Below are 25,111 nucleotides of genomic sequence, written 5' to 3'. Positions count from 1 at the left end.
CTGATCCAAACACCGCCGTCCCGCCGGACTCAACGGGATATTGCCTTGTTGCCCTGCGTGGCCGTGCCTACCGTACGGTGATGCCCTTGCGACTGCTGTCGGTGACGTTCGATGCGCACGACCCGGACCGGCTGGCCCGGTTCTGGGCCGACCTGCTCGGCCGTGAGGTCGTCGAGGACGCCGGGGGCGCGCTCCTGCCCGGCGACGACACCCAGGTCGGCCTCCGCTTCGCGCCCGGCGGCGCGGACACGGTCCGGCCGAACCGGATGCACCTGCACCTGCACCTGACCAGCGCCAGCGCCGCCGACCAGCAGCAGACGGTGGCGACGGTGCTGCGGCTCGGCGGTGGCCATCTCGACGTCGGGCAGCGCCCCGAGGAGGGGCACGTCGTTCTGGCCGACCCCGAGGGCTACGAGTTATGCGTCATCGAGGCGGGCAACAACTTCCTCGCCGGGTGTGGGCTGCTCGGGGAGGTCGCCTGCGACGGCACCCGGGAGGTCGGCCTCTTCTGGAGCGAGGCGCTGGGCTGGCCGCTGGTGTGGGACCAGGATGAGGAGACCGCGATCCAGTCACCCCACGGCGGCACGAAGGTCGCCTGGGGCGGCCCGCCCGTGGCTGCGAAAGTGGGGCGCAACCGGCAGCGCTTCGACCTCGCCCCGGTCGATGGCGACCAGCAGGCCGAGATCGACCGGCTGCTCTCCCTCGGGGCCACCCGGCTCGAGACCGGTGCGGACGGCGCGGTCGTGTTGGCCGACCCGGACGGCAACGAGTTCTCCGTGCGACAGAGCTGACCAGAGCGTGGCCATGTCGCCAGTGGGTCAGGACACCCTGCTGCGGGAAGACGGCGGGGGAGCGGCGGCGTCGGCGTGGATTCGGGCGTCGGCGCGGCCCGGCGTGTAGCCGTACTCGCGGGCGAAGGCGGCGACGAAGGCCGACGGGCTGGCGTAGCCGATGCGGTGGGCCACCTCGCCGACCGGTCGGATCTCCAGCAGCGCCAGCGACGCGCGCAGGCGCAGTCTGGTCCGCAACCGGGTGTACGACATGCCGAACTCGCGGACGAAGTCGCGTTGCAGGGTCTTGACGCTGACGTGCAGGCGTTCGGCCCACTCGTCGAGGCGGGTGGGGTCGCCGGGGTCGTGGGCCAGTGCCATGGCGACCGTCACCGCGACGCCCGAGCCACCGGGTTGCCGGTCGTCGACGGTCCGGGGCGCGAGTCCGGCCATGATGCGGCATCGTGGCGATGAAGGACGGCCGGGTCGTCACACAGGGGTCGCCGGCCGACGTGGTGGACGCGGCCCTCATGCGGGAGGTCTCCGGCCTGCCGGGCATGGTGATGCCGAACCCGGTCACCGGCACCCCGATGGTGGTGCCGACCGTCTGACCCGGCGTCAGGTTGGCCCGAAGGAACACCCTCCATGCGTGTGCGGCATTGACTTTAATCGATCGCGTGTCTAGGGTGACTCCGACAACGCGCTCTGTCGATGGGGGTCGGGATGTTCGTCGGGCCTGCCGCACGTGCGCGTACCCGGTGGACCCGCCTCCTGGCGTGGGTCTCGTCGATGATGCTGGCGGCCGGTGTGATCCTGGCGCCGCCGGCATCCGCACTCGCCGCCCGTTCGGCGCAAACCACGGCACCCCTCCAGCCGGTGATCAGCTTCCCGGGCGGGAGCAGCGTTCCTGAAGGCGGCCGGATCGCCATCAGATTCGACGCTGACGGCGACACGACGGTGACCCGGTTCCGGTACGGCGTCAACAGCACGCATCTGGCCAGCGAGGTCCCGGTCGGGCCGGACGGTACGGCCTCCGTGCTGGTCGACGTGAGTCGGCCCGGTGAGCACAGTGTGCACGCGATTGCGGTGGACGGCGACAACCGGCTCAGCGGCCTTTCCGCGGCTCGCTTCATGGTCACCGTCGTCTGGGACCTCAGGGGGTGGGTGCTCGACTCGACCACGTTCCTGCCGGTGTCGGGGGCGATTATCCGGCTGGAACCGAGCGGGGGTGAGGTCGTCACCGGTGCCGACGGCTACTTCCAGTTCGATGTGGAGCCGGGCGTCCACACCCTCAGTGGCCTGCACGCCGGCCCGCCCAGCCTCTCCGGGAGTCAGCAGTTGCTGCTCGACGGCCAGGGTGTGACGTTCGACCTGTACCTGTTCCCGGACTCCGGCAGTCGGGGAGTCGGCTGAGCCTCGCCGGGCTCCGGATCCTCCCCGACGGGGCAGAGGCCCTTCGCGGTCCCGGGCTGTGCGCGGCCCGGCGCCCACTCCGGCTGCGACGGCTCCGGCCGGTCAGTCGCGCAGCGTACGCAGGATGCGGGTGAGCTGTTCCCGGTCGGACGGTGGGAGGCTCCCGAAGAGGTCCTCGGCGGCGGTCCGGCGGGCGGCGTGGATGGTGGCGCCGACGCGCCTACCCTCCTCGGTCGGCGCGACCAGGGTGGCGCGGCGGTCCGCCGGGTCCCGGCGGCGTGCCACGAGGCGGCGCGCCTCCAGGTCGTCCACCACCTCGGTGGCCGAGCGCGGGGCGATGCGCAGGTGCTCGGCGAGCGCGCCGGGTCGCAGCGCGCCGTGCCGGATCAGCACCCCGAGCGCCCGGGACTGGGCGGGCGTGACGTCCCACGGCGCGAGCGCCTCCCGGGTGCGGTGGCGCAGCCGCCGCGTCACCGCCCAGAACGCCTCGGCGAGGCCGTCCTCGGGCTCGTCGGTGTCTCCCGTCACGGGGAATACGGTAGCAGCAGAAGCTGTTGCTCCCTCATGTTGAGGTAACCTCAGCATTGCCTACGGGAGGAAGTACCCCTTGGAACCCACCCCCTCCGGCCGCGACCGCGGCCCCCGCAGGGTCAGCGCCGCCGAGAAGGAGCAGGCCCGCCAGGTGTCGCTGCGGCGCATCGGTGGACTGTTCGCCCGGCACCGGGGCGCACTCGCCACGGTCACCGCGATCATCGTGGTGTCCTCGGTGCTCGCCATGGCCTCGCCCTTCCTGCTCCGCGCCGTGATCGACCGGGCCCTGCCGGAGCGCGACCTGGCGCTGCTGGTCTGGCTGGTGGCCGGCATGGTCGTGGTCGCCGCCGTGACCTCCGTGCTGGGCGTGGCGCAGACCTGGATCTCCACCCGGGTCGGTCAGCAGGTCATGCACCGGCTGCGCACCGACGTCTTCACCCACCTGCAACGGCAGTCGCTGGCGTTCTTCACCCGCACCCGCACCGGCGAGGTGCAGTCCCGGATCACCAACGACATCGGCGGCATGCAGAGCGTGGTCACCTCGACCGCCACCTCGATCGCGTCCAACCTGACCACCGTGGTCGCCACCGGGGCGGCCATGGTCGCACTCTCCTGGCGGCTCTCCCTGGTCTCCCTCGTCGTGCTGCCGCCGGCCATCTGGCTGACCCGCCGGGTCGCCCACCTGCGCCGCGAGATCACCGCACAGCGCCAGCGCGAGCTCGCCGACCTGAACGTCACCGTCGAGGAGGGGCTGTCGGTCAGCGGCGTGCACCTGGCCAAGACCCTCGGCACCGGCCCCACCCTGGCCGCGCGCTTCGCCGGCTCGTCGGCCCGCCTGGTCGACCTGGAACTGCGCTCCGAGCTCGCCGGACGCTGGCGGATGGCCACGATGAGCATCGTGTTCGCCGCGATTCCAGCGGTCATCTACCTCAGCGCCGGCCTGCCCGGCACCGCCGGCACGCTCAGCATCGGCACCCTGGTCGCCTTCACCGCGTTGCAGGGCGGCCTGTTCCGCCCGCTGATGGGCCTGCTCAACGTGGGCGTCTCGATGACCGCCTCACTGGCGCTGTTCGCCCGGATCTTCGAGTATCTGGACCTACCGGTCGAGGTGGACGACCCCGCCGAGCCGGTCGACGTCGACCCCCGCCGGGTCCGGGGCGACCTGCGCCTCACTGACGTCACGTTCCGCTACCCGGGCAGCGACACCGCCGCTGTCGCCGGGATCACCCTCGACGTGCCCGCCGGCACCGGCCTGGCCCTGGTCGGCGAGACCGGGTCCGGCAAGAGCACCCTGGCCGCGCTGGTGAGCCGGCTGCACGACCCGACGAGCGGGCGGATCACCGTCGACGGCGTCGACCTGCGCCACCTGCGCCTGGCCGACCTGTCCGCGATCGTCGGCGTGGTCAGTCAGGAGACCTACCTGCTGCACACCACGGTGCGGGAGAACCTGCGCTACGCCCGTCCGGACGCCACCGACGCCGAGATCGAGGCCGCCGCCCGCGCCGCCCAGATCCACGACCTGATCGCCGGGCTGCCCGACGGGTACGACACGGTCGTCGGCTCGCGGGGGCACCGTTTCTCCGGCGGCGAGAAGCAGCGTCTCGCCATCGCCCGTACGCTGCTGCGCGACCCGCGCATCCTGATCCTCGACGAGGCCACGAGCGCGTTGGACACCGAGACCGAGCGCGCCGTGCAGCGGGCGTTCGACGAGGTGGCCCGGGGCCGCACCACCATCACCATCGCGCACCGGCTCTCCACCGTGCGCGACGCGGACCAGATCGCCGTGCTCGACCACGGGCGGATCGTCGAGTCCGGTAGCCACGACGGCCTGCTGGAGCGCGCTGGTCGCTACGCCGCCCTCGCCGCCTGACGACGCGACGGACGTGGACATGCAACGATCAGCCATGGCCACCATCGAAGTCGTGCTCGGCGACATCACTCGCCAGGACGTCGACGCCATCGTGACCGCCGCGAACGAATCACTGCTCGGCGGAGGTGGGGTCGACGGCGCGATACACCGAGCGGCCGGGCCCCGGCTGGCGCAGGCGGGCTCGGCGATCGCGCCATGCGATCCGGGCGACGCGAAGGCGACTCAGGCCTTCGATCTCGACCCGCCGGTACGGCACGTCATCCACACCGTCGGTCCGGTCTGGGAGGGCGGCGCCTACGGCGAGGCGGAGGTCCTGGCCTCCTGCTACCGACGCAGCCTGCAGGTGGCCGACGAGCTCAGGGCACGGACGGTCGCTTTCCCGGCCATCGCCACCGGTGTCTACGGTTTCCCGCCCGGTGAAGCCGCCCGCATCGCCGTCAGTACGGTCCGCCGCACCCCTACGGCCGTCACCACGATTCGTCTGGTCGCCTTCGACGAAGCCACCCACGAGCTGTACACCGCCGCCCTGCACGACGAAATCGGAGGTGATGGGCCCTGCTGATGAGAGGTTGTGCGCGATAACACTCGACTGCCCCGACCCGCTGGCTCTGGCGGCGTTCTGCCAGCAGGCCACCGGTCTCCCGGTCAACCCGAAGTCCGACGCCGACGTCGCCGGTCTGGACGGCGCGGACAGTCTCTTCATCGGCTTCCAACGGGTCGACGACTACCGCGCCCCCTGCTGGCCCGACCAGACCGTGCCCCAGCAGTTCCACCTCGACCTCGCGGTCGAGAACCTGGACGAGGCCGAGGCCCGGCTCCTGGAGCTTGGCGCGGGCAGACCGGCCCACCAGCCGAACGAGGACAGGTGGCGCGTCCTCACAGATCCGGCCGGGCACCCCTTCTGCCTGGTCGTCAAAGGCTGACCGCGTCGGCGCGGGCAGCGGCCGGGTGCCCCCGGAGCGTCAGCTCCGCCCGTGAGGACTCCGCACGCCGATCGCGCTGCGGAGTGAACTGCCTCACGCGCTGTCACAACGGTCGGTCGCACGGTGTCTTGAGGTCGAACCCTCGAACGAAGGAGACACCATGGCGAGGAACACCGACGTGGTCGTGGTTGGCGGCGGATACGCCGGCGTGATGGCGGCCAATCGCCTGACGCGGCGCGACGACGTGACCGTGACTCTGATCAACCCGCGTCCGAGCTTCGTCGAACGGATCCGCCTGCACGAACTGGTGGGCGGGTCCGACGACGCGGTGGTCGACTACGGAGATGTCCTGGGCGAGGGCATCCGTCTGGTGGTCGACACCGTGACCCGGGTCGACGCGGCAGAGCGCAGCGTGACGTTGGCGACCGGCGGCCAACTCGGCTACGACTACCTCATCTACGCGGTGGGCAGTGGCAGCGCCGATCCGCGGGTGCCCGGAGCGGCCGAGTTCGCCTATCCGATCGCCAGCCTGGAGGAGGCACAGCGGCTGCGGCAGGTCGCCGACGCCGCGCCCGCAAGAGCCGCGCTGACGGTTGTCGGAGCCGGACCGACCGGCATCGAGACCGCCTCGGAGCTGGCGGAGTTGGGCCGCACCGTGACCCTGGTCTGCGGCGAGGTGCTCGGCCCGTACCTGCACCCTCGGGGGCGACGCGCGGTGTCCAAGCGGCTCGCCGAACTCGGCGTGACCGTGATCGAAGGCCCCGGCGCGACGGTGACGGCGGTGACTCGCGATGCCGTGCGGCTCGGCGACGGCCGCGAGCTGCCGAGCAGGGTGACCATCTGGACCGCCGGGTTCGGCGTGCCGGATCTGGCCCGCCGCAGCGGGCTGAGCACCGATGCCCTGGGCCGCCTGCGCACGGACGAGACCTTGACGAGCGTGGACGACGCGCGCATCGTCGCGGCCGGGGATTCGGCGGCACCGTCGGATCTGCCGTTCCGGATGAGCTGCCAGTCCGCAGTACAGCTGGGTCCGCAGGCCGCCGAGACGGTGCTCAGCCGGATCGCGGGTGAGCAGCCCGCGCCTGTCGACGTGGGGTTCGCCGGCCAGTGCATCAGCCTGGGACGCCGGGCCGGCATCTTCCAGTTCGCCCACAGGAACGACACGGCGACGAGGCTCCACCTCGGTGGCCGTCCGGGCGCGAAGCTCAAGGAGTTCGTGGTCAGGCACACCATCAAGCAGTTGGCGTACGAGGCACGCAAGCCCGGTTCCCGCAACTGGTGGATCAAGGATGACCAGCGCCAACAGCTGTTGCGGGCCAAGCGCGGCGAGGCCCTGACGACCGTTGAACGGTAGGCCTGGCCCGACATCCGTGGCCGGTCCGGCCGACCGTCTGTGCCACCGGTGTCGCGGTAGCAGAGACGGGGCAGCTCGACAGCGTACGGATCGCACCGCATGTCGTGCGGCGACGCCCTCGTCGCGGGACGCCGCCGCACGCATGCGTTCGTCCGGAACCAGGGGTAGGCGGCCACGACGGAGAGGGCCGGGACATGAGCGAGCACGAAGGAGGGGGCTCGGGACATGAGCGACCACGCCACTGACACGGCGACCGAGGTCTTCGTCGCCCACCGCAACCTGCTCTTCACCGTCGCGTACGAGCTGCTCGGGTCGGCGGCCGACGCCGAGGATGTCCTTCAGGAAACCTGGCTGCGGTGGATCAGGGTCGACCTGGGGCAGGTGCGCGACCAGCGCGGCTATCTGGTCCGGATCACGACCCGGCAGTCGCTCAACCGGCTGCGCGCCATGAGACGCCGCAAGGAGGCGTACGTCGGCCCCTGGCTGCCCGAGCCGCTGCTCACCGCGCCGGACGTGGCGGAGGAGGTCGAGTTCGCCGAGAGTGTGTCGATGGCGCTGATGCTCGTCCTCGAGACGCTGTCGCCGACCGAGCGCGTCGTGTTCGTGCTGCGTGAGGTCTTCGACGTCAGCTACGACGAGATCGCGGCGGCTGTCGGCAGGAGCCCCGCAGCCGTCCGCCAGATCGCGTACCGCGCCCGCCAGCACGTCGATGCCCGCCGCCCGCGCGGCGTGGTGTCCCCGACCGAGACCCGGGCGGCTCTGGAGTCGTTCCGGCGTGCGGTCGAAAGCAGGGACCTACGGGGTCTCCTCGAGGTGCTTGCCCCTGAGGTCGTCCTGGTCGGCGACGGCGGCGGTGTCAAGCACGCCCCGCTGCGGCCGGTCGTCGGCGCCGACAAGGTGGCCCGCCTCATCGCCGCTGGTCTTGACCGGAACGAAGGCACGCTCACCGCTGCTCCCACCGTGGCCAACGGCAGCCCGGCACTCGTCGTACGCCTGAACGGCGAGATCGACGGCGTCATGGCGGTCCGTGTCGAGGACGCCCGCATCACCGGCCTCTACTACATCCGCAACCCCGAGAAGCTGACCCGCGTCGGAACCGAGACCCCGCTCGTCCGACGATGAACGCGGGGGAGGTGCCGACCCTTCACAAAGCGCGGGATCTCCGACAGGATGAGAGAGCGCTCTCTCGGAGGATCGATCCACCGAGTGCACCCACCGCCTCGTCGATAGGACGAACCCCATGACGATCCCGCCCACCCGCCTGCGGGTACGGCTCGGCCGGACGCTCACGCTCGGGCTCGCGCTGGCCCTCGCCGCCTCCACGGCGGGCAGTCCCGCCACTGCCGGCCCGCCCCGACCCGACGCCCCGAACCTCGGATCGAATGTCACGGTCTTCGACCCGAGCATGCCGGTCAGCGAGATCCAGGCGAAGCTCGACGCGACGCACGCCGCGCAGGTCGACGACGAGATGGGCACCCGGCGGTTCGCCTACCTGTTCAGGCCGGGCGTCTACGGCACCGCCGAGCAGCCACTGCAGATCAAGGTCGGCTACTACACCGAGATCTCCGGCCTGGGCGCCTCGCCCACCGACGTCGTCATCAACGGCAAGATCGAGGCGTACAACCGCTGCCTCACCGAGGGCGGCACCGCCAACTGCATCGCGTTGGTCAACTTCTGGCGCACCGTGTCCAACCTGTCACTCCGCATCAACGCGACGGGCCAGGACGGCTGCCGCTCCACGGCGAACTTCTGGGCGGTGTCCCAGGCGGTGTCGATGCGGCGGCTCGACATCAGTGGCGGCGGACTGTCGCTGATGGACTACTGCACCGCCGGCCCGCAGTTCGCCAGCGGCGGCTTCATCGCCGACTCGCGGCTGCCCGCCACCACGAACGGGTCGCAGCAGCAGTGGCTGACCCGCAACAGCGAGGTCGAGAGCTGGTCCAACGGGGTGTGGAACCAGGTCTTCGCGGGTGTCGTCGGTGCGCCGGACGACGCCGGTTTCCCCGACCCGCCCTACACCACGCTCGACACCACCCCGCTGAGCCGCGAGAAGCCGTACCTGTTCGTCGACGGGAAGGGCCGGTACCAGGTCCGCGTGCCCGCCGCACGGCGCGACACCCGTGGCGTCACCTGGGCGGACGGCCTAACCCCCGGCCGGACCATCCCGATCGGCGACTTCTTCGTCGCCCGACCGTCCGACCCGGTCCACGTGATCAACCGTGAGTTGGCCCGTGGCCGGCACCTGCTGCTCACCCCGGGCGTGTACGACATCGCCCGCAGCATCCAGGTCCGGCGGCCCGACACGGTGGTCCTCGGCATCGGGCACGCCACGCTGACCGCCGTGGACGGCGCGATCCCCCTGGACGTCGCCGGCGTTCCCGGCGTGGTCGTGGCCGGCGTGACGATCGACGCCGGGCTCACCGAGTCGCCGGTCCTGCTGCGGGTGGGCCGCAAGCACGGATCCGACCGCAGCACCCCGCGTAACCCGACGACGCTCTCCGACGTCTACTTCCGCGTCGGCGGCCCGCACATCGGCAAGACGCACATCGCGTTGGAGGTCAACAGCGACCACGTCCTCATCGACCACACCTGGGTGTGGCGCGGTGACCACGGTGTCGAGGGGTTCACCGAGGGCGTGAACGGCGACACCGACCGGTGGCGGACCAACACCGGCCGGTACGGGGCCGTCATCAACGGCGACCACGTGACCGCCACCGGTCTGTTCGTCGAGCACTTCCAGCGGTACAACACCGTCTGGAACGGCGAGCACGGCACCACGGTGCTCTACCAGAACGAGCTGCCGTACGACCCGCCGACGCAGGCCGACTGGATGAACGGCGACGTCCAGGGCTGGGCGGGCTACAAGGTCGGGGACCGGGTACGCCACCACACGCTCCACGGCGGCGGCGTCTACGTCTTCAACCAGAACAATCCCTCGATCCACACGGAGAACGGCTTCGAGGTCCCGGTGACGCCCGGCGTCCGGCTGCACCACGTGATGACCGTGAACCTCAGCGCCGGCACGATCGACCACGTGGTCAACGGCGTGGGCGAACCGGCCGACACGACCCGGACCGGCGCACCGGTCTACCTTCCCCGGTATCCGGTGAACTGACGGAGGTTCACGACGAGGGCCGGCCCCTGACCCACCGGGACATCGCGGGAACGCAGGGGGCCGGCCCGGATCGGCCGGGCGAACCAACTGCCGCCCGCCGGGGTCAGCGGCGGCTCCCCGTCCTGTCCGGACATGCGCGTCCGGGCTCCCCAACGCCGGACGCGGCGGTACGACCGGCCCCGCTGGAGCTGGCCGCAGTGCGGGGCAGGTCGCCGCCGCACGCGTGGCGACGCCGCGTCAGCTGCTCTCCCGCAGGTCGACGAGGGGCCCGTCGTGGCGGCTGAGGGCCAGGAGCAGTTGTCGGGCGTGTCGCAGGTCCTCGGGATCGTTGCCGCCCTCGTACAGGCCGGCAATGGCCACGCCGTCCGCGGCACGGACGATGAGCAGGGCTCGTTGGGGATGCAGCCCGTCGGCATCGAACGCCTCCCGCCACCGTTGCTTGTCGCGTTGCAGCACCTCGGCGACGCCCGGGACGGTGGACAGGGTGGCGGCCAGCACGGCCTGCTCGGGGACGGTGGATCCGTCGAGCAGGTCGTCGAAGGTGGCGTTGACGTAGCCGCGCACCAGGCGTCCGGGAGCGTGGTCGCGGGGATCGACCGCCGCGTACACGGCGGCGGTGAACTGCTCGGCGAGATCCTCGGCCAGGGTGAGCAGCAACTGGTCACGGGAACGGAAGTGGTGCAGCAGACCGCTCTTCGACACCCCGGCCTGCCGAGCGATCGCGTCCACGCTGGCGCCCGAGCCGTGTGTGCCGACCACCTTCGCGGCGGCGTCCAGCACCACCCGGCGGGTTCTCGCCGTATCGCGTTCCCGACCCTGCATCACAGCCTCCGGCTCGTTCCGCGCGGCGAGACTGGCTTCACCGCTGCGTCGATCCTAAGAGCCGACCATATGGTTTGCACAGCCGACCGTATGGTCGGTAGCTTGGGGGAATGACGTCCGCGATGCCCTCCCCGTCGGCCGGTGCCACGCCCGACACACCCCACCGCCCGGTCCGGGCCGGAGCCCGGCAGTGGGCCGCGTTGGGGGCGCTCACTCTGGCGGTGACCCTGTTGGCCGTGGACGGCACCGTGCTGGCGTTGGCGATGCCGGCCCTGACCGCCGATCTCGGGGCCACCTCCACCGAGGTGCTGTGGATCGGTGACGCCTACTCCTTCGCCCTGGCCGGGCTGCTGATCAGCATGGGAACGCTGGCCGACCGCATCGGCCGCAAGCGGCTGCTGCTGATCGGCGTCGCCGGGTTCGGTTTCGCCTCGCTGGTGGCGGCCTTCGCACCGACCGCCGACTGGCTGATCGCCGCCCGGGTCCTGCTGGGCGTAGCCGGGGCGACGTTGATGCCCTCGACGCTGTCGATCGTGCGCAACGTGTTCACCGATCCGGCCCAACGCACCCGCGCCATCGCGGTGTGGTCGGCCGGCGCCTCCGGCGGCGCGGCGCTGGGGCCGCTGGTCGGCGGTGCCCTGCTCGAGCACTACTGGTGGGGATCGGTCTTCGTCATCAACCTCCCGATCATGCTGCTGGTGCTGATCAGCGTCGCGCTGCTGGTGCCCGAGTCGCGCAACCCCGCTGCCGCCCGCTTCGACCTGGTCAGCGCCGTGCTGTCGGTGGCCGCGGTCGTGCCGCTGGTGTGGGCGGTCAAGCACACCGTCAAGACCGGCGTCGACCCGGCCGGCCTGCTGGCCGCCGCGCTCAGCGTGGGTGCCGCGCTGGTGTTCGTGCGCCGTCAGCGCACGCTGCGGACGCCCCTGGTGGACATCACCCTCTTCGCCCGCCCGGCGTTCACCGGCACCATCCTCGTCTCGCTGATCACCATCTTCGCCTTCAGCGGGCTGTTGTTCTTCTTCTCCCAGTACCTGCAGTTGGTCCGTGGTCACTCGCCGCTGGAAGCCGGCCTGCGGGAGCTGCCCGCCACCCTGGCGTCCATCGCCGTGGTCGTCGTCGCCGTCCGGGTCATCGTCCGGCTCGGTGTCGGCCGGGCCCTGGCCGCGGCGCTGCTGGTGGCCGCGGCGGGGCTGGGCGTGCTGGCGTTGGCCGAGGGCGCCACCGGGTACGCCGGTCTGGCCGCCGGCCTGATCCTGGTCGGGCTGGGGATCGGGATGGCGTTCACCGCCTCCACCGACGCGATCCTGAGTACGGTGCCCCGCGAACGGGCCGGAGCCGCCTCGGCGATCTCCGAGATGTCCTACGAGCTGGGCGTCGCACTGGGCATCGCCCTGCTCGGAACCCTGCACATGGCGCTGTACCGCGCTGGTCTGCCCGACCTGTCCGGCCTGACCGGCCCCGCCCGCGACGCGGTCACCGACTCGCTGGCCGCCGGCACCCAGGCCCTGGCCGGCACCGGCGAGCAGGGCTCCCAGATCCTGGCCGCCGCCCGCGACGCGTTCGCCCACGGCATGCAGGTCACCTCGGTCATCGCCGCGGTCCTGCTGGTGGTGTCCGCGCTGATCGCGTGGAAGGTCATTCCCTCCGTCCGGCGCTCCTGACCTCGCTCACTCGGACTCCCTGATCCGGGCACTGCGGCCCGACGAGACCGAGCGCGCACGCCTGTTCGATCTGGCGGCGGTGCCGGACGCCGGCCGGTCGGGGCACCCGGGCGAATGAACCGACGCCGCCGGGGAAGCCGGCACTCCAGAAGCCGATTGATGGGAATGGCGGCATGAACATCCTGAACAAGCAGCCGACTGTCAAGGCGCCGGCGGAGACGTTCACCGGCGACGCCTGGTACGACGTGATCGTGAAAGGTGAGACACCGTCGCGCATGCGGGTCAACGTGGTCCGCTTCGCTCCTGGCGCCCGCAACGCGTGGCACCGGCACGCGGTCGGCCAGACCCTGCACGTGACCGAGGGGCGCGGGCTCGTACAGTCCCGGGGCGGCAGGGTCGTCGAGATCGGTCCGGGCGACACGATCTGGACACCGCCGGGGGAGTGGCACTGGCACGGTGCCGCCGCGGACCACTTCATGACTCAGCTGGCCGTGTGGGAGACCCCCGAGGAGGGGAGCGGCCAGGAGACCGAATGGGGCGACCTGGTCACCGACGAGGAATACGGCAGCCGCTGAACCGTCCCGGCCACCTCCAAGGTGAATCTTGGACACCTTCCGTCACCAGGGAACGGAGAGTGTCCAGGATTGCGCGACGGTGACGGCAGTCCGGCCCGCTGCGGGGTGATCTTCGCCTGACGACCTCGCCCCCGTGACGGTACGCGCGCCCGCCCTGCGCGGGTCACGCGCCGGCGTGGAGGAACGCCGCCCAGAGGTAGGGGTTGGCGACCCGGTCGTATCGGCCCGGGAGGTCGGTGCCGTCGCGCAGACCGCGCACGGCGTGGTGGAGGGACACCGCGCTCCGGTCAATGTCCAGCTCACCGGAGCCAGTACGAAGGCCCGCGTAGAACGCGTCGGCCAGGATTACCGCCACCCGGTCGTCGATCTCCCACAGGGAGCCCACCACCTGGGGATAGCCGGCGATCTGGAAGGCGGTCGCCAGGTGGATGGCCTCGTCGGCCAGAGCGCCGACCGGGCCGGACGCGGTGCGGCAGGCCGACAGGTACGCCAGCCGGTTGCCGTCCAGGGCGACGGGTACCAGGTCGGCGACGGTCAGCGGGGTCCGGGTGTGGTCCTGGAGCAGGAGCCGGCTCAGGGACGGGTCGGTGTCGTCAGCGACGCCGTGGCAGGCGAAGTGCGCCACCGCCGTGGTGGACAGCCGCGCCAGGACCTCCGCCCGGGTGGGCGGACCGGCGGCGGCCGGCGCGGCCCCGGACGCGCACAGCACCGTCGTGTCCCGGAAGTGCCGCCGGACGCGTTCCACCTCACCCAGGGCGTGGTGCAGCGGGGCGCCGCCGGGCAGGTCCGGTGTGGTGGGCATGGCCACCAGCAGCGCCTCCGCCGCATGCGGAGTGGCACCGGCGGCTCGGGCCTGCTCACGGGCGTGCCGCAGGGCGCGCACGCTCGGCGTGTAGGAGCTGACCACGCGATCCATCACGGTGCGGCGACCGGGGTCGGTGGCGGGGTCGGTGTGGTAGCCGGCGGCGTGCAGGGGAAGCGCGTTCAAAGCCCCGCCCGGCATCCACCACAGGCGGGGCCAGGGTTGGTCATCCTCGTGCTGGCGGTGGTGACCGAGGGCGGTGAGCACCGGCTCGGCGACACCGTCCCAGAGCCATCGGAGGGTGGCGGTCAGGACGTCCTGGGCAGCCAGCCTGTCGTCCAGGTCGTCCGCGGTCGCGGCCTGCAGAGCGGCCCGGAACGCGTGCACCTGGTCGGTGACCGCCTGCCGGGTCAGGGCCGGCAGCTCGACGGCGACGACGCCGTCGGCGGTCAACAGGAGAGCGTCGCTGCCCAGGGGGGTGACGTTGAGCGCCACGATGGCGCCCTCCTGCGCCTGCGCGCGCATCTCGGTCGCGGTCGGTGGCGTCCCGAAGGCGATGCTGCGCGTCCGGACCTGCTCGGTGAGTTCGGACAGCTCGGCGCTGCGCCGGCGTTGTGCCCGCGCGGCACGTTCCCGCTGGTTGGCGCCGGCGGCGACCTCGTCCGTACCGGTCGGCGGTAGCCCGTCGCCCTTCTCGTCCTCCACCTGGCGGCGTATGGCGAGGAACCGGCGGACCAGCTCCGGTTCGGTGCGCGCCAGTTCGGACAGGTCGCCGCGAACCCCCAGGGCATGCCCGAGGAACACCGCCCGTCCGTTCTCCAGCACCTGCAGGGCCCGTGCCGCCCGCTGGGCCGGGGTGCCGGCGTTGGCGCGGGTCACCAGCCGGGCTCCGATGCCGGCCGAGCCCGCGAGGCTGGACAACATGTGCAGCCGGTCCGCCCGGTACGGGTACGACGAGGCGATCCGGGGCAGCTCGCGGACGGCCGCCTCGGCGAGGTCGGCGGCGCGGTCGGGATCGCGGGACGCCAACATCCGGGCGGTGACGAGCGCGGCGACGACCCTCGTGTCGCTGTCCGCGGTCAATGTCTCCCACGCCTCGACGCCCCGGCTCACAGCCTCCTCCCGGTCGGCCTCCGAATCGGTGAGAAGTGACCGTTCCTGCAGGATGGCGGCCAGGGACGACGCGGCGCTGCCCCGGAACGGGTGTGCCGGGGGGAGACCGTCGAGTGCGGTGCGCAGACAGTCGACGGCCCGGTCGAGGTCGGCCATGGTGGTGTCGTCGAGGCGGGCGACGGCGCGCGCGGAGAGCGTGATCGCCAGGTTCGCGAGCGCTTGCCGGTGCGACAGGCTGTTCGGCGTGGAGCCGGTCACCACGGCCTCGAACTGCTCCACGGCGGCGTCCAGGTCGGCCGGGTCACGGCGCGCGTCGTACCGGCGGCGTAACGCGATGCCCAGGGAGCTGCGGTGCGCGGAGGATCCCGGAGCGGCCGCCACCGCGCTGGCGACGAGTTCCAGCCCGGCGTCGAGGTATTCCACCCGGTGGGTCCGGTCGTGGTAGATCCGCAGTGCGTTCCCCAGCTCGGCGGCGCGGGCCGGCCATGACGGGTGGGAGGTGGGGGTCAGCGTGAAGGCGGTGTAGTGGTGACCGCATGCCGCTTCCAGGTCGGGTGTCTCCGCAGTGCGGCCGAACCGGTACAGGAGCGCTTCGGCGAGCTCGGCGAGGAACGAGCCGTGCTGGGCGTCGGCGTCCTGATGATGGTGTGCGGCCTCGGCGAGGCGATCGATCGCAGCGTTGAGGTCCGCGAGCTCACCGTTGGATTCGTAGCGGGTCAGCAGCGCGGCGCCGAGGGCGTTCAGTCGAGCGGGGTGTGTGGGATCTCCGACGGGTGTGGCGGCGACCGCCCGTCCGAGACGCGTCACGGCCTCCTCGGCCGTGCCGTCGTCGAAGCGTCGCGCCCACAGATCCAACAGCGTCCCCAGGTGCGCCTCTTCGTCGGGGTCGTCGGGATCCGCGTCGAGGGCCTGCCGGGCGCGGTCGATCGCCGCCGCCAGGTCGGCCTGCTCGTTCCGGGCGTTGTACCTGCGGTGCAGCACCCTGGTCAACAGGGAAAACCGTCCGGCGCGGCCGGGGTCGTCGGGGGCGGTGGCTCTCACCAGCTCGGTCAGGAGGTCGACCGCCCGGTCGAGGTCGTCGCGCCGCTCGCCACCGTGGTCGTCGACGGGGGACGGCGTCCCGCCGGGCTCCGGGGCCACCGCCGTGGCGGTCCTGCCCGCTGCGTGGTCTGCGGCACCGTTTCCCGGGCGGCCCACGCCTCGCGCGCTCAACGCCGCCCCGAGTAGACCGAGGACGTCCGCGCGGCGGGGATGGTCGGGCCCGGCCGACCCGAGCGCCGCTTCGTAGTAGGCGATGGCCAGGTCGAGGTCGGCGTCGTTGCCGCTGGCCGCGGCGCGAAGCCGGAGCAGGCCACCGATGCCCGTCAGCATTCCCAACGGGTCCCCGTCCTGTCCCGGCACCGGTCCGGGGACGGGTGGGACCCGATCCAACATGGTCGTCAGGATCTCGCTGTTGCTCCGTACCTGTTCTTTCGCCCGTATGGCCTCGTCCCGGTGGGCCAGCAGGTTGGCGCGGCTGGGATGGCCCTCCGGGGTGAAGGCGAGCGCCCGGTCGAACTCCGCCAGCGCCGCGTCGACGTCGGCGACGTCGTTCGTCCACCGCGCGCGCAGGCGGAGACAGGCGGCCAGACCGGCATGGATCCTGTCGGGTTCGGGATAGTTCTCGTCGGCCTGCCGCGCCGCCGTCCGCAGGCAGTCCAGCGCGTCGTTGAGGTCGGCCGGGTTGTCGGTGTGCGCGGCTCGTTCGCGCAGGGCGTGACCCAGCTGCGTGAGCCCGCGTACGGAGTCGGAGGGAGTGGACGCGACGGCCAGGCCGGTCCGGATGTGCGTGACAGCGGAGTCGAGGTCGCCTGGGTCCTGACGCTGCCGGAAGCGGGTGGCGTGGGCCAGCGCCAGGTTCAACCAGCTGGCGCAGCCAGGCTCCGGGGTCTTGTTGAGCACGGTCGTCATCAGGTCGATTGCGATGTCGACGTCGCCGCGGTCGCCGCCCCGGTCGGAACGCTCGTGCAGGGCCCCGGCGAGATTCGCCATCCGCGAGAGCCGGTGCGGATGGTCGTCCGGTGTGTCCGACAGGATCCGGCGGCACAGCCGGACGCTCCACTCCAGAAGGTTGTCGTCGGTCGACCGCAGCGCCCGGTGGAGCTGCTGGGCGGCGATCGGTTCGGCTCCGTTGGCGAGCAGGGGCAGCAGCGGCTCCGGCAGCCTCTCGACACCGTCCTCGTAACAGATGACGAGGAACTCGAGTGCGCGGATGATCTCCGCCTCCCGCTCGTCCGCTTCGAGGGCGTCCGCCCGGTACCAGTGCGTCAGCCCGAGGAGGTAGTGCACCTGGAGGTCGCGGGTCCCGTCCTCGGCCAGCCAGGACTCCAGCGCCCGCATCGCCGCGACGGCACGCGGACGCAGCAGCAGCGACAGGTCGCCGGCCGCGGCGACGGCGTCCAGCTCGGAGACCAGTGTGGACAGAAGTTCGTCGCGCACGTCATCCTCCTTCTGCCGGGGCCGGCGAGGAAGCGGGAGAGCGGCGGGGGCCTTCCGACCGACGAGTTGTCGTCATCATGCACGATCGGCAGCACACGGGCTTGGAGGTCAGGTGTCTGATTCCACTCAGGACGATGCCGTCGCGGCACGGTCCCGCGCCGGCGCGGCCGCCGTCTGCGCGTTCGGTGACACGTACCGGGCCACCCTGCTGTCCCGGTACGGCGATGCCGACGCGGTGGACCGGGCGGTCGAGGCGCTACGGTCGGCGGACGACCCGACCGTCGCCCTCGACGAGCTGGACGCCGTACTCCAGGCCCTGGGTGACCCGCGCGGCCTCTACGGGGCGTTACGGGCGGCGCCGGGAACCACGCACGGGGCCGGCCTGGCTCCCACGTCCCCCGGCGAGTCGGTGTATCTCTGCCCCACCGCGCGCTGCTCGCGGTACTGGCTGCCGGAGACCGGGACGACCGTGCCCCGCTGCGCCGTCTCCGACGTGGCACTGCGGCGGACGAGGCTGTAGCCGTGGTCGCGACGTTCGTCTCCGAACTCGGCAAGAAGCTGGCCGAGCGGTGGGTGACCCTGCTCGTGCTTCCCGGGGCCCTCTATCTGGCGGTGTTGACCACGGCCCGGGTCCTCGGTCACGGACACGCCCTGGATCTCACCCGCCTGGCGCCCTGGCTGACCGCCACCGCGGCGTCGCCCGCCGTCGGAAGTGTCGGGGGACAGGTCGTCCTCGCCGCAGGTGTCCTGGGCGCCGCCGCCGCGCTCGGCGTCGTGGCCCAGGCAACCGGCACCGCGCTGGAGCGGATGGCCCTGGCCGTGGGCTGGCAGGATCTGCCTACGCCCTTGCGGCGGCCGGTGCACCGGTGGGTCGGGTCACGGCGGGACCGGTGGCGGGCGGTGGCGGCGCAGTGGGACCGCCTGCGGAGCCAGGACGTCGCCGCCGCCGCGGCGGGGAACCGGAACGACCCTGCTCCGCGCCGGGACGCGTTGCGCGCGATGCGGCGGGTGGCGGTGGAGCGCCCGGAACGACCCACGTGGAGCGGTGACCGGCTCCACGGGGTCGCCGTCCGGCTCGAACGGGACCTCGGCGTCGACGTCGCACGGTGCTGGCCGCCGCTGTGGCTGCTGCTGCCGGAGGACGTCCGCGCCGAGCTGACGGCCGCGCGGGCGAACCTCGCCCGCGCGGCCGCACTCGGCGGGTGGGCGGTGCTGTACGCGCCGCTGGCGTACTGGTGGTGGCCGGCGCTCCCGGTGGCCGTGGTGATGGCGCTCGTGTCGTGGCGGCGCATCCGGGCGGCGACGGAGATCTGGGCCCAGATGCTGGAGGCGGCCTGCCGACTGCACCTGCGGGAGCTGGCCGAGCGCCTCGGTGTCGACACCTCCGGACCGCCGGTCGGGATCGGCCAGGAGGTCACCCGACTGCTGGAGGGCACCCCACCCCGCCCGCCCTTCTGACGCGCGGTACGCACCCCGGCACCGCGCCTTCGTCTTCTCCTCGTCCGCCTCCAGTCGGATCGCCTCCAGCACCCGGCGCGACGCCGGTTTCGCCATGGGCCTCGGCGGCCTGCCCTCCGCCTGGGTGCACCGGCCGGGGACCGTCTGCGACCGCACGACGGGCACCCGACGCCGGTCGTGGCCGCCGCTGGAGGCCGGTTGTGTCGGTCACTACTGTTAGCCTGCGCTGCGTCGTCGATCATGGCGATTCATTGCGAAATCTGGCTGTTTCGCCACTGCGGAGGGTATTCCTGATGGGCTGGATACCGGTGGGAGACTCGTACGAGATCTCTCTCGTGGACGGGAAGGTGGCGGCCCGGTCCTCGGGCCCACGAGCCACCAGCCGTCCACTGAAGACCCTGCCGAAGGTGCTGCGGGACAGCCCCGAGGTGGACCGGTTGCGCCAGCTCGCGCAGTGGCTGGACCGGCACTCCGCCGAATGCCTGGCCCGGGTCGACGCCTGGGTGGTGTCCTCGCTGCCGGTGCCGACCGGGCTGCTGGCCCGGGTCTGGCCGGACCCGGCCTGGCGGGACGCGTTACGCGACCTGGTGGTGCTCGGGGACGACCCGGCCGAGCCGGGCTTCCTGCGGGACGTCACCGACACCGGTGACCTGCGCGTGGTCAACCTCGACGGGGAGACCATCCGGTTCTCGCCGGCCAGCGCCACGCTTCCCCACCCGGTGCGTCTGCCCGAGCTGGCCGACCTGCGCGAGTTCGCCGACGAGATCGACGCCACCCAGCGGATCGAGCAACTGCACCGGGGCACCTGGGACAGGCCCGCCGACCTGAAGGACCGGGACACCACGATCACCGACTTCCGGGGCACCGCGGTCCCCAACCGGCTGGCCGCCCGGGCCGCCACGCTCGGCTTCCGGGTCTCCGGCTCACAGGTCCGGTGCCGGGTCTGGGAGGCCGGCCGCACGGTCGAGGCGGCCATCTGGTTCGAGGAGGACTACTGGGGCTCCGAGGCGACCCTCGGCACCCTCTCCTGGTCGGTCGTGGACGGGCCGACGCTGCGGTTGACCGAGGTCGGGCCGGTGGCCTGGTCGGAAGGAATGCGGATGGCGACGGTCCTGTCCGGCGCCGTGACCGGAACGGGGACGAAGGCGTGACCGGGATGACGACCATGTCGGGCGAGGGTTCGGCCGAGAGCCTGTTGACCGCCGGCGCGGTGCTGCCGACCGGCACCGCCGGGGCGGGCGACCGGGCGGTGCCCCTCACCGCCCGCACCTACCGGCATCCGGCCCTCGGCGACCGGCCGGTGGTCCGCCTGGTCGACGCCGCCCTCGGCGAGGGCGAGGACATCGCCGTCGGGTTCCTCGGCCTGGCACCGGGTGCCGAGCCGGCCGTCGTCGGACTGGGTCCCCGTCGCCCGTTGGCCTTCCCCGAGTGGGTGCTGGTGCACCACCCCGCGGACGGCCGGCACGCGTTGGCGGTGGTGCCGGAGTTGCAGAAGCTGGCCAAGCAGGTCCGGTCGCGGCCGAAGGCCGCCCTGGACGGGCACCAGGGGATCGCCGACCGGTTCGCCCGTACGCTGCCGCACCTCCTGCCGACGTTCTTCGAGCAGGCGGCGCGGGTGTTCCTGGCCGCCGGGCAGGACACCTATGCGACGCAGCTGTTCAACAAGGCGCGCAAGGCGGAGGCGCAGCACGGCCTGCCGGTCGACCTGAACCGGCTGGACGAGGTCTACGTGGAGTTCGCGTCGGCCAAGGTGGTGTCCGCGACCGCGTTGGCCGGTTACGCGAAGGAACTGTCCGCCCAGTTGCCGGCCGACGAGGCGCTGGACCGGTTCTGCCGGCTGGCGCTGCGGGCCGCGGCGGCCGGCGTCGCGCCGTCCACGCAGTCGGCCAACGCGGTGAACCGGCTGGTCCGGACCGCCGCCAAGGCCGCCGGCAGGTCCGGCGCCGCCGCCGCGGCCGACCGTGAGGCGGCCTACCTGACCGAGCTGCTCCGGCTGCCGGTGACCGCCGAGGCGCCGGCCGGCTGGTGGAAGGCGCACCGGCCGGTGGTGACGGCCCTGGCCGGAGGCGACCCGGCGATCCGGGGCAGCCTGCTCGACCTGATGCCCACCGACCGGGACAACCTGGTCCCGTGGCTGACCCTGTTGACCGACACCGGTGCGCTCGCCGGACTGTCCGACCCGGACGTGCCCGACGCGGCCCGCCCGCAGGACGGCTCGGTCGGCTGGCTGCGCCGCTTCGTGAGTCTGGCCAACTCCGGCTACCGTCGCCGCCGGCTGCCGGCGCTGTACCCGCTCGTCGAACGGATGGCCGACCGGCTGCGCGCCGAACTGACCACCAGCGGCGAGACCCTCTCCGCCGACGGCGACCTGGACCTGCTCGACCTGCTGCTCGCCCTCGACCTGCCGGTGGCCCCGCCGAAGGAGCGCGAGACCCTGGACCTGGCGCAGTGGGTGACCGTCGACGGGGAGCGGGACCTGCTCGCCGTGGCCGGCGACGACCGGTTCACCGGAGCCCTGCGCCGGGGCCTCGACCAGCTCGACGACAAGCCGAACGCCCTGCGCCGGATGGTCGGGACGCCGGGCGTCCGGCCGCTGCTCACCGACTGGCTGCGGGCCCGGATCCGGGACCGGTTCACCACCGGACTGCCGTACCTGCCGGAGTCGGTGGACTGGCTGGGCCGGCTCCCGGTCGAGGCGCTGCGCCTGGTCTTCGACGGCCTCGACCGGACCGGTGACCCCGCCGGGGCCGGCGACCTCGGGTCGGCCCTCGGCGTCGACCTCGCCGAGCACGTCGCCCGCAGCCTGCGCGGCGGAATCCTCGACGAGCTGGGCTGGCCGGACTGGGAACTGGCCTGGCAGGAGGTGACCGGCGGCGACCGCCGGGTCGAGGTCACCCAGCAGGAAGCCTGGCCGTACCTGATCATGGGCGGGCCGACCACGGTGCGCGTGCTCGGCGCCGAGGGCATCCTGCTCCGCCACGACCTGCGCATCCCGGCCGGTGACATGTGGGGCCAGGCCGGCTACCACTACGTCGACGGCCAGCTGTTGGTCTACTGGCGTTCCGAGTCGCTCGGCTACGACCTGCGCGGCTACTGGCACTCGTCGCCCGGCGAGCCGCAGCCGATCCTCGGTGACTCCCACGGCAGCCAGCCGCGCACGAACCGGATCACCCTGCCGCTGCCCGGTGGCGGCCGGACCACCGGCGACGGCGTGCTGCACGCCGGTGACACCGCTGTCCCGTCGGAGCGGCCGGTCATCACCGACGGCACCTCCCACTGGGTCTACCGTCGCAACACGGACGACGGCGACCGCGGCTGGCACGAGTACGACCCGGCCAGCGGCACCCACGGCCGGCGCAGCCTGCCCGGGTTCCTGGCCGACCTTCCGGTCGCCGGGAGCCGCCTCCAGGAGTCGGGCAGCTGGCTGCGTCCGGCCCTGTCCGACCGGGCCACCCCGGCCGCCGTGCCGGTGGACGGTCTGCTCGGCTGGCGGGTGGTCACCCTGCCGGACGGCTCGGTACGCGGCGAGGACCTGGCGGGTCGTACCGTCACCGTGGCCCCGGGACAGCAGCCGGTCGCGGCGTTGGTGTTGCCCGGCGACGACCGGCCGCGAGCCGTCCTCAGAGGTCTCGTCCTGGTCGACCCGGACGGGGTGGTGTCGTCCGCCGCCGGACCGCCGTCCAGCCGGGACTACACCCCCGACTCCCTTCCGCTGCCGGGGCCGGAGTTCCTCGGCAATCTGCTGCCGCGCGACCCGGCCGGCTCCGCCGCCCTGCGTCGGATCGACCGGGACACCGCCGCCGCGCTGTTCGCCGTCGCCCTCGACGAACGCCGCGCCGCCCTGGCCGAAGCGGCCGCGCGGGCCGCAGCCCAGGCGGCGACCCGCCCCGCCCCACCCCGGGCCACGCCGGCCGTCGCCGGCCGGGCCGCGGCTGTTCCGGCGTCCACGGTCGGCGTACCGGCCGGCGCCCCCGGTGGGTCGACCACCGGCGACGACGACCGGGACCCGCTGGTCGAGCTGGTCCGCTCGACGGTGCCGACGGTCAGCCACGACGCGGTGCTGGCCGGGGTGGCCGGGGTGCTGCGGCTGGCCGCCCGGGTGCGCACCGACCTGGACGCGGTGACCGAACGGCTCACCCGGTCGCTGTCCGCCCCGACGGCGGTGACGCCGGTGCCCACCGTGACCGGACCCACCGACGAGCAGCTCAACCAGGCACTGGACGGTCTGCGTGGCTCGGCCTACGGGGCGAACCGGGCGGTCCACGCCTTCGCCCAGCTCCAGGCGTTCGCCGTCCAGCGGTCCACTCCCACCGGGGGCGACCCCGGCGTACGGCTGCACCTCGACGGACCGTCGCTGCCGGTGGCCCTGGACTGGTGGCCGGTGCTCGGCGGGGTCGCCGCCGTCGCCTACCGGGCCGCCGTGGCGGTCACCCCGGACGACCACCGGGAGACGCTGCGTGCCCTGCTCGCCGAGCTGGACCGGCTCGGCCTGAGCGTGGCGGTCGGCTCGACCCGGTGGCGCCGGGTCACCCTGCACCTGCTGGACGACGACCTGAACGACTCCGACGGCAACCGTCGGCCCCGCCGGCCGGGCATCCTGCCGTTGCCCGACGGAGCCTTCATCGCCGTCCGCAGGTCCAGCGGCACGGCCACCGGCTATTCCTTCGACGCGCTGCACCACGACCCGGCCGGTGGCTTCGCCGTGCCGGAGCCGTACACCACGCAGTCCTCGACGCCGGTGGGTGACGAACGGCCGGACGGCTGGCTGGCCGGCTTTCTCACCGAGTGGGCCGCGCGGGGTCCGCTGCCCTGGCAGCCGGAGGCGGCCGAGCGGTTCGCCGAGCTGACCGGCGTCACCCCCACCGCCGCGAAGCTGGTGCTGGCCGGCCTGCCGTACGTGGACTCGGTGGGCACCGTGCCGACCGAGCTGCGCAGGGCGCTCGGGATCAGGCAGGTCGGCGAGGTCAAGCTGGCCTTCGGGGTGCTGCACGAGGCCAGCTCCCAGGTCCGGCGGGCCGTGGTCTCGGCGCTGCTGCCGGACGACCCGGCCCGGCTGTGGACCGACGGTCCGGACGTGGCCGCCGCCGCGGCGGTCTGGAACGCCGCCCTGGGCCGGCGGGTGGTGGTGCCCGAGCAGCTGCTCGCCGAGGCGGTGCGCGCGATCCGATCCGGCTGGGGTCCCGCGAAGGCGTTGCCGGCACTGCTGGACCCCGCCCGTTCGGTCGAGCTGAGCACCGACCTGGCCTTCGAGATCAGGGGCGACCGGGCCCGGCAGGCCGACAGCGGGGCGACGGGCTTCACCGGTGAGGTGCTGTGTTCCACGGTCGCCCTGGCGGCCTGGGTCGCCCACCACACGCCGGCCGGTGACCCGTGCCGGGCCGCGCTGCCGGCCGCGCTGGCCGTGATCCGGGACCGGTTGGCCAACCCGCGCCTGCTGCTCGACGTCGACAAGTACGTCTCCCTGCCGGCGTTCCGCCAGGTGGCGGGCACCCCGTCGGAGACCGGTGCGGGCTGGGAACGGTACGGGGCCATCGTCCTGTCCACGTACGACGGCCAGCCGTCGCCCGCGCTGCGGCCGGACCTGCTCGACGCCGAGGGGACCGACCCGTACCTGCCGGCGCTGCGGCAGGACGCAGCCAAGCCGTACCCGATGGAGATGGCGCTGCGCCTGGTCCGTGACGCGCGGTTCGCGGCGCTGCTCGGCGACCCGGGGGAGCCGGCCGGCGGCGCGCGGGCGGCGGACGGGACCTGGTGGCCGCAGGATCCGACCCGGTCGGTGCCCGACCTGGTCGCCGAGGTGGCCGGGGAACACGGCCTGGGCGCCGACGCGGCGGCGGTGTACCTGATGCTGCTGGCCATGCCCGACCCGACCGACCGCAACACGGCGAAGTGGACCGGCTGGAGGCCGGCCCGGCTGAAGATGGCCCGCGCCGAACTCGCCGGCACCGACCTGGTCGTCGAGGCCAGCCGGTCCCGGGCCGGCCGGTCGCTGTTCCTGCCCGGCCCGTGGCTGGAGCGCGGCAGCGGGCAGGCGCCGATCGAGGGCTGGAAGGTCACCCTGTTCGACCTGGCGCCCGACGGCACGGCCGGGCTCGGCGTGACGGTGCCCTTCGCACCGGCCGCCGACCTCTACCGGCGGGCCTGGCGACGCCTCCGCGACGGCGACCGGCCCCGGTTCGACAACCTGCCCACCCGTGGCGCCCACCGCTGACCCCGACCCGAACAC

Annotated in this window: 19 protein-coding genes; 15 read left to right on the top strand and 4 right to left on the bottom strand. The window is 73.0% G+C overall.

The features are described 5' to 3' along the window. Positions 1-80 precede the first annotated feature (80 nt). A complete protein-coding gene (locus ACIBJE_RS28285; protein ID WP_396753319.1) occupies positions 81-791 on the top strand; it encodes a VOC family protein in 711 nt (236 codons plus the stop codon). Positions 792-818: 27 nt separating this feature from the next. Here ACIBJE_RS28285 and ACIBJE_RS28280 read toward each other — a convergent pair whose 3' ends face one another. Next, complete coding sequence (locus ACIBJE_RS28280) at positions 819-1,223, bottom strand: helix-turn-helix domain-containing protein (RefSeq protein ID WP_396753318.1); 405 nt, start codon at positions 1,221-1,223, stop codon at positions 819-821. Between the two features lie 11 nt (positions 1,224-1,234). On the opposite strand from ACIBJE_RS28280, the gene ACIBJE_RS28275 reads away from it, so the two are divergent. Further along, complete coding sequence (locus tag ACIBJE_RS28275; RefSeq protein ID WP_396753317.1) at positions 1,235-1,381, top strand: hypothetical protein; 147 nt, start codon at positions 1,235-1,237, stop codon at positions 1,379-1,381. Positions 1,382-1,559: 178 nt separating this feature from the next. Beyond that, positions 1,560-2,183, top strand: a complete 624-nt coding sequence (locus ACIBJE_RS28270; protein WP_396753316.1) for a hypothetical protein — start codon at positions 1,560-1,562, stop codon at positions 2,181-2,183. A gap of 102 nt (positions 2,184-2,285) precedes the next feature. Here ACIBJE_RS28270 and ACIBJE_RS28265 read toward each other — a convergent pair whose 3' ends face one another. After that, entirely contained in the window at positions 2,286-2,711 is a 426-nt protein-coding gene (locus ACIBJE_RS28265) for a MarR family winged helix-turn-helix transcriptional regulator (RefSeq protein WP_396753315.1), read from the bottom strand. 79 nt (positions 2,712-2,790) lie between these two features. Here ACIBJE_RS28265 and ACIBJE_RS28260 point away from each other — a divergent pair, with 79 nt between their 5' ends. From ACIBJE_RS28260 to ACIBJE_RS28235, 6 genes are all read left to right on the top strand, one after another. Further along, complete coding sequence (locus tag ACIBJE_RS28260) at positions 2,791-4,584, top strand: ABC transporter ATP-binding protein (RefSeq protein WP_396753314.1); 1,794 nt, start codon at positions 2,791-2,793, stop codon at positions 4,582-4,584. Positions 4,585-4,618: 34 nt separating this feature from the next. Further along, positions 4,619-5,146: an O-acetyl-ADP-ribose deacetylase gene (locus ACIBJE_RS28255; RefSeq protein WP_396753313.1), complete on the top strand. Its 528-nt coding sequence runs from the start codon at positions 4,619-4,621 to the stop codon at positions 5,144-5,146. Positions 5,147-5,153: 7 nt separating this feature from the next. Further along, positions 5,154-5,507, top strand: a complete 354-nt coding sequence (locus tag ACIBJE_RS28250; protein ID WP_396753312.1) for a VOC family protein — start codon at positions 5,154-5,156, stop codon at positions 5,505-5,507. A gap of 160 nt (positions 5,508-5,667) precedes the next feature. Beyond that, complete coding sequence (locus ACIBJE_RS28245; protein WP_396753311.1) at positions 5,668-6,861, top strand: NAD(P)/FAD-dependent oxidoreductase; 1,194 nt, start codon at positions 5,668-5,670, stop codon at positions 6,859-6,861. A 225-nt stretch (positions 6,862-7,086) separates the two neighbouring features. Beyond that, a complete protein-coding gene (locus tag ACIBJE_RS28240) occupies positions 7,087-7,983 on the top strand; it encodes an RNA polymerase sigma-70 factor (protein ID WP_396753310.1) in 897 nt (298 codons plus the stop codon). Between the two features lie 118 nt (positions 7,984-8,101). Then, complete coding sequence (locus ACIBJE_RS28235) at positions 8,102-9,976, top strand: adenylyl cyclase (RefSeq protein WP_396753309.1); 1,875 nt, start codon at positions 8,102-8,104, stop codon at positions 9,974-9,976. 237 nt (positions 9,977-10,213) lie between these two features. Here the strand turns inward: ACIBJE_RS28235 and ACIBJE_RS28230 are convergent, their stop codons facing one another. Continuing rightward, positions 10,214-10,759 (bottom strand): TetR/AcrR family transcriptional regulator, encoded by a 546-nt coding sequence (locus ACIBJE_RS28230; protein WP_396753308.1) that lies wholly within the window; start codon positions 10,757-10,759, stop codon positions 10,214-10,216. A gap of 149 nt (positions 10,760-10,908) precedes the next feature. Here ACIBJE_RS28230 and ACIBJE_RS28225 point away from each other — a divergent pair, with 149 nt between their 5' ends. Continuing rightward, positions 10,909-12,459, top strand: a complete 1,551-nt coding sequence (locus tag ACIBJE_RS28225; RefSeq protein WP_396753307.1) for an MFS transporter — start codon at positions 10,909-10,911, stop codon at positions 12,457-12,459. A gap of 173 nt (positions 12,460-12,632) precedes the next feature. Further along, on the top strand, positions 12,633-13,034 hold the full coding sequence (locus tag ACIBJE_RS28220) for a cupin domain-containing protein (protein ID WP_396753306.1): 402 nt from the start codon (positions 12,633-12,635) through the stop codon (positions 13,032-13,034). Between the two features lie 163 nt (positions 13,035-13,197). Here ACIBJE_RS28220 and ACIBJE_RS28215 read toward each other — a convergent pair whose 3' ends face one another. After that, positions 13,198-17,427 (bottom strand): CHAT domain-containing protein, encoded by a 4,230-nt coding sequence (locus ACIBJE_RS28215; RefSeq protein WP_396753305.1) that lies wholly within the window; start codon positions 17,425-17,427, stop codon positions 13,198-13,200. Positions 17,428-17,539: 112 nt separating this feature from the next. Between ACIBJE_RS28215 and ACIBJE_RS28210 the strand changes: the two genes are divergently transcribed. The 4 genes from ACIBJE_RS28210 to ACIBJE_RS28195 all read left to right on the top strand — a co-directional run bounded on the left by ACIBJE_RS28210 (position 17,540) and on the right by ACIBJE_RS28195 (position 25,096). Further along, complete coding sequence (locus ACIBJE_RS28210; protein ID WP_396753304.1) at positions 17,540-17,947, top strand: hypothetical protein; 408 nt, start codon at positions 17,540-17,542, stop codon at positions 17,945-17,947. 2 nt (positions 17,948-17,949) lie between these two features. Next, on the top strand, positions 17,950-18,885 hold the full coding sequence (locus ACIBJE_RS28205) for a hypothetical protein (protein ID WP_396753303.1): 936 nt from the start codon (positions 17,950-17,952) through the stop codon (positions 18,883-18,885). Positions 18,886-19,178: 293 nt separating this feature from the next. Next, complete coding sequence (locus ACIBJE_RS28200; protein ID WP_396753302.1) at positions 19,179-20,036, top strand: DUF4132 domain-containing protein; 858 nt, start codon at positions 19,179-19,181, stop codon at positions 20,034-20,036. Positions 20,037-20,041: 5 nt separating this feature from the next. Then, the gene (locus tag ACIBJE_RS28195) at positions 20,042-25,096 is read left to right on the top strand and encodes a hypothetical protein (RefSeq protein WP_396753301.1); all 5,055 of its coding nucleotides are present in this window, start codon (positions 20,042-20,044) and stop codon (positions 25,094-25,096) included. The last annotated feature ends 15 nt before the right edge of the window (positions 25,097-25,111 follow it).

This window comes from Micromonospora sp. NPDC050187 (assembly GCF_044459745.1).
Lineage (GTDB): Bacteria > Actinomycetota > Actinomycetes > Mycobacteriales > Micromonosporaceae > Micromonospora.
This window is presented reverse-complemented; position numbering and strand designations above follow the sequence as displayed.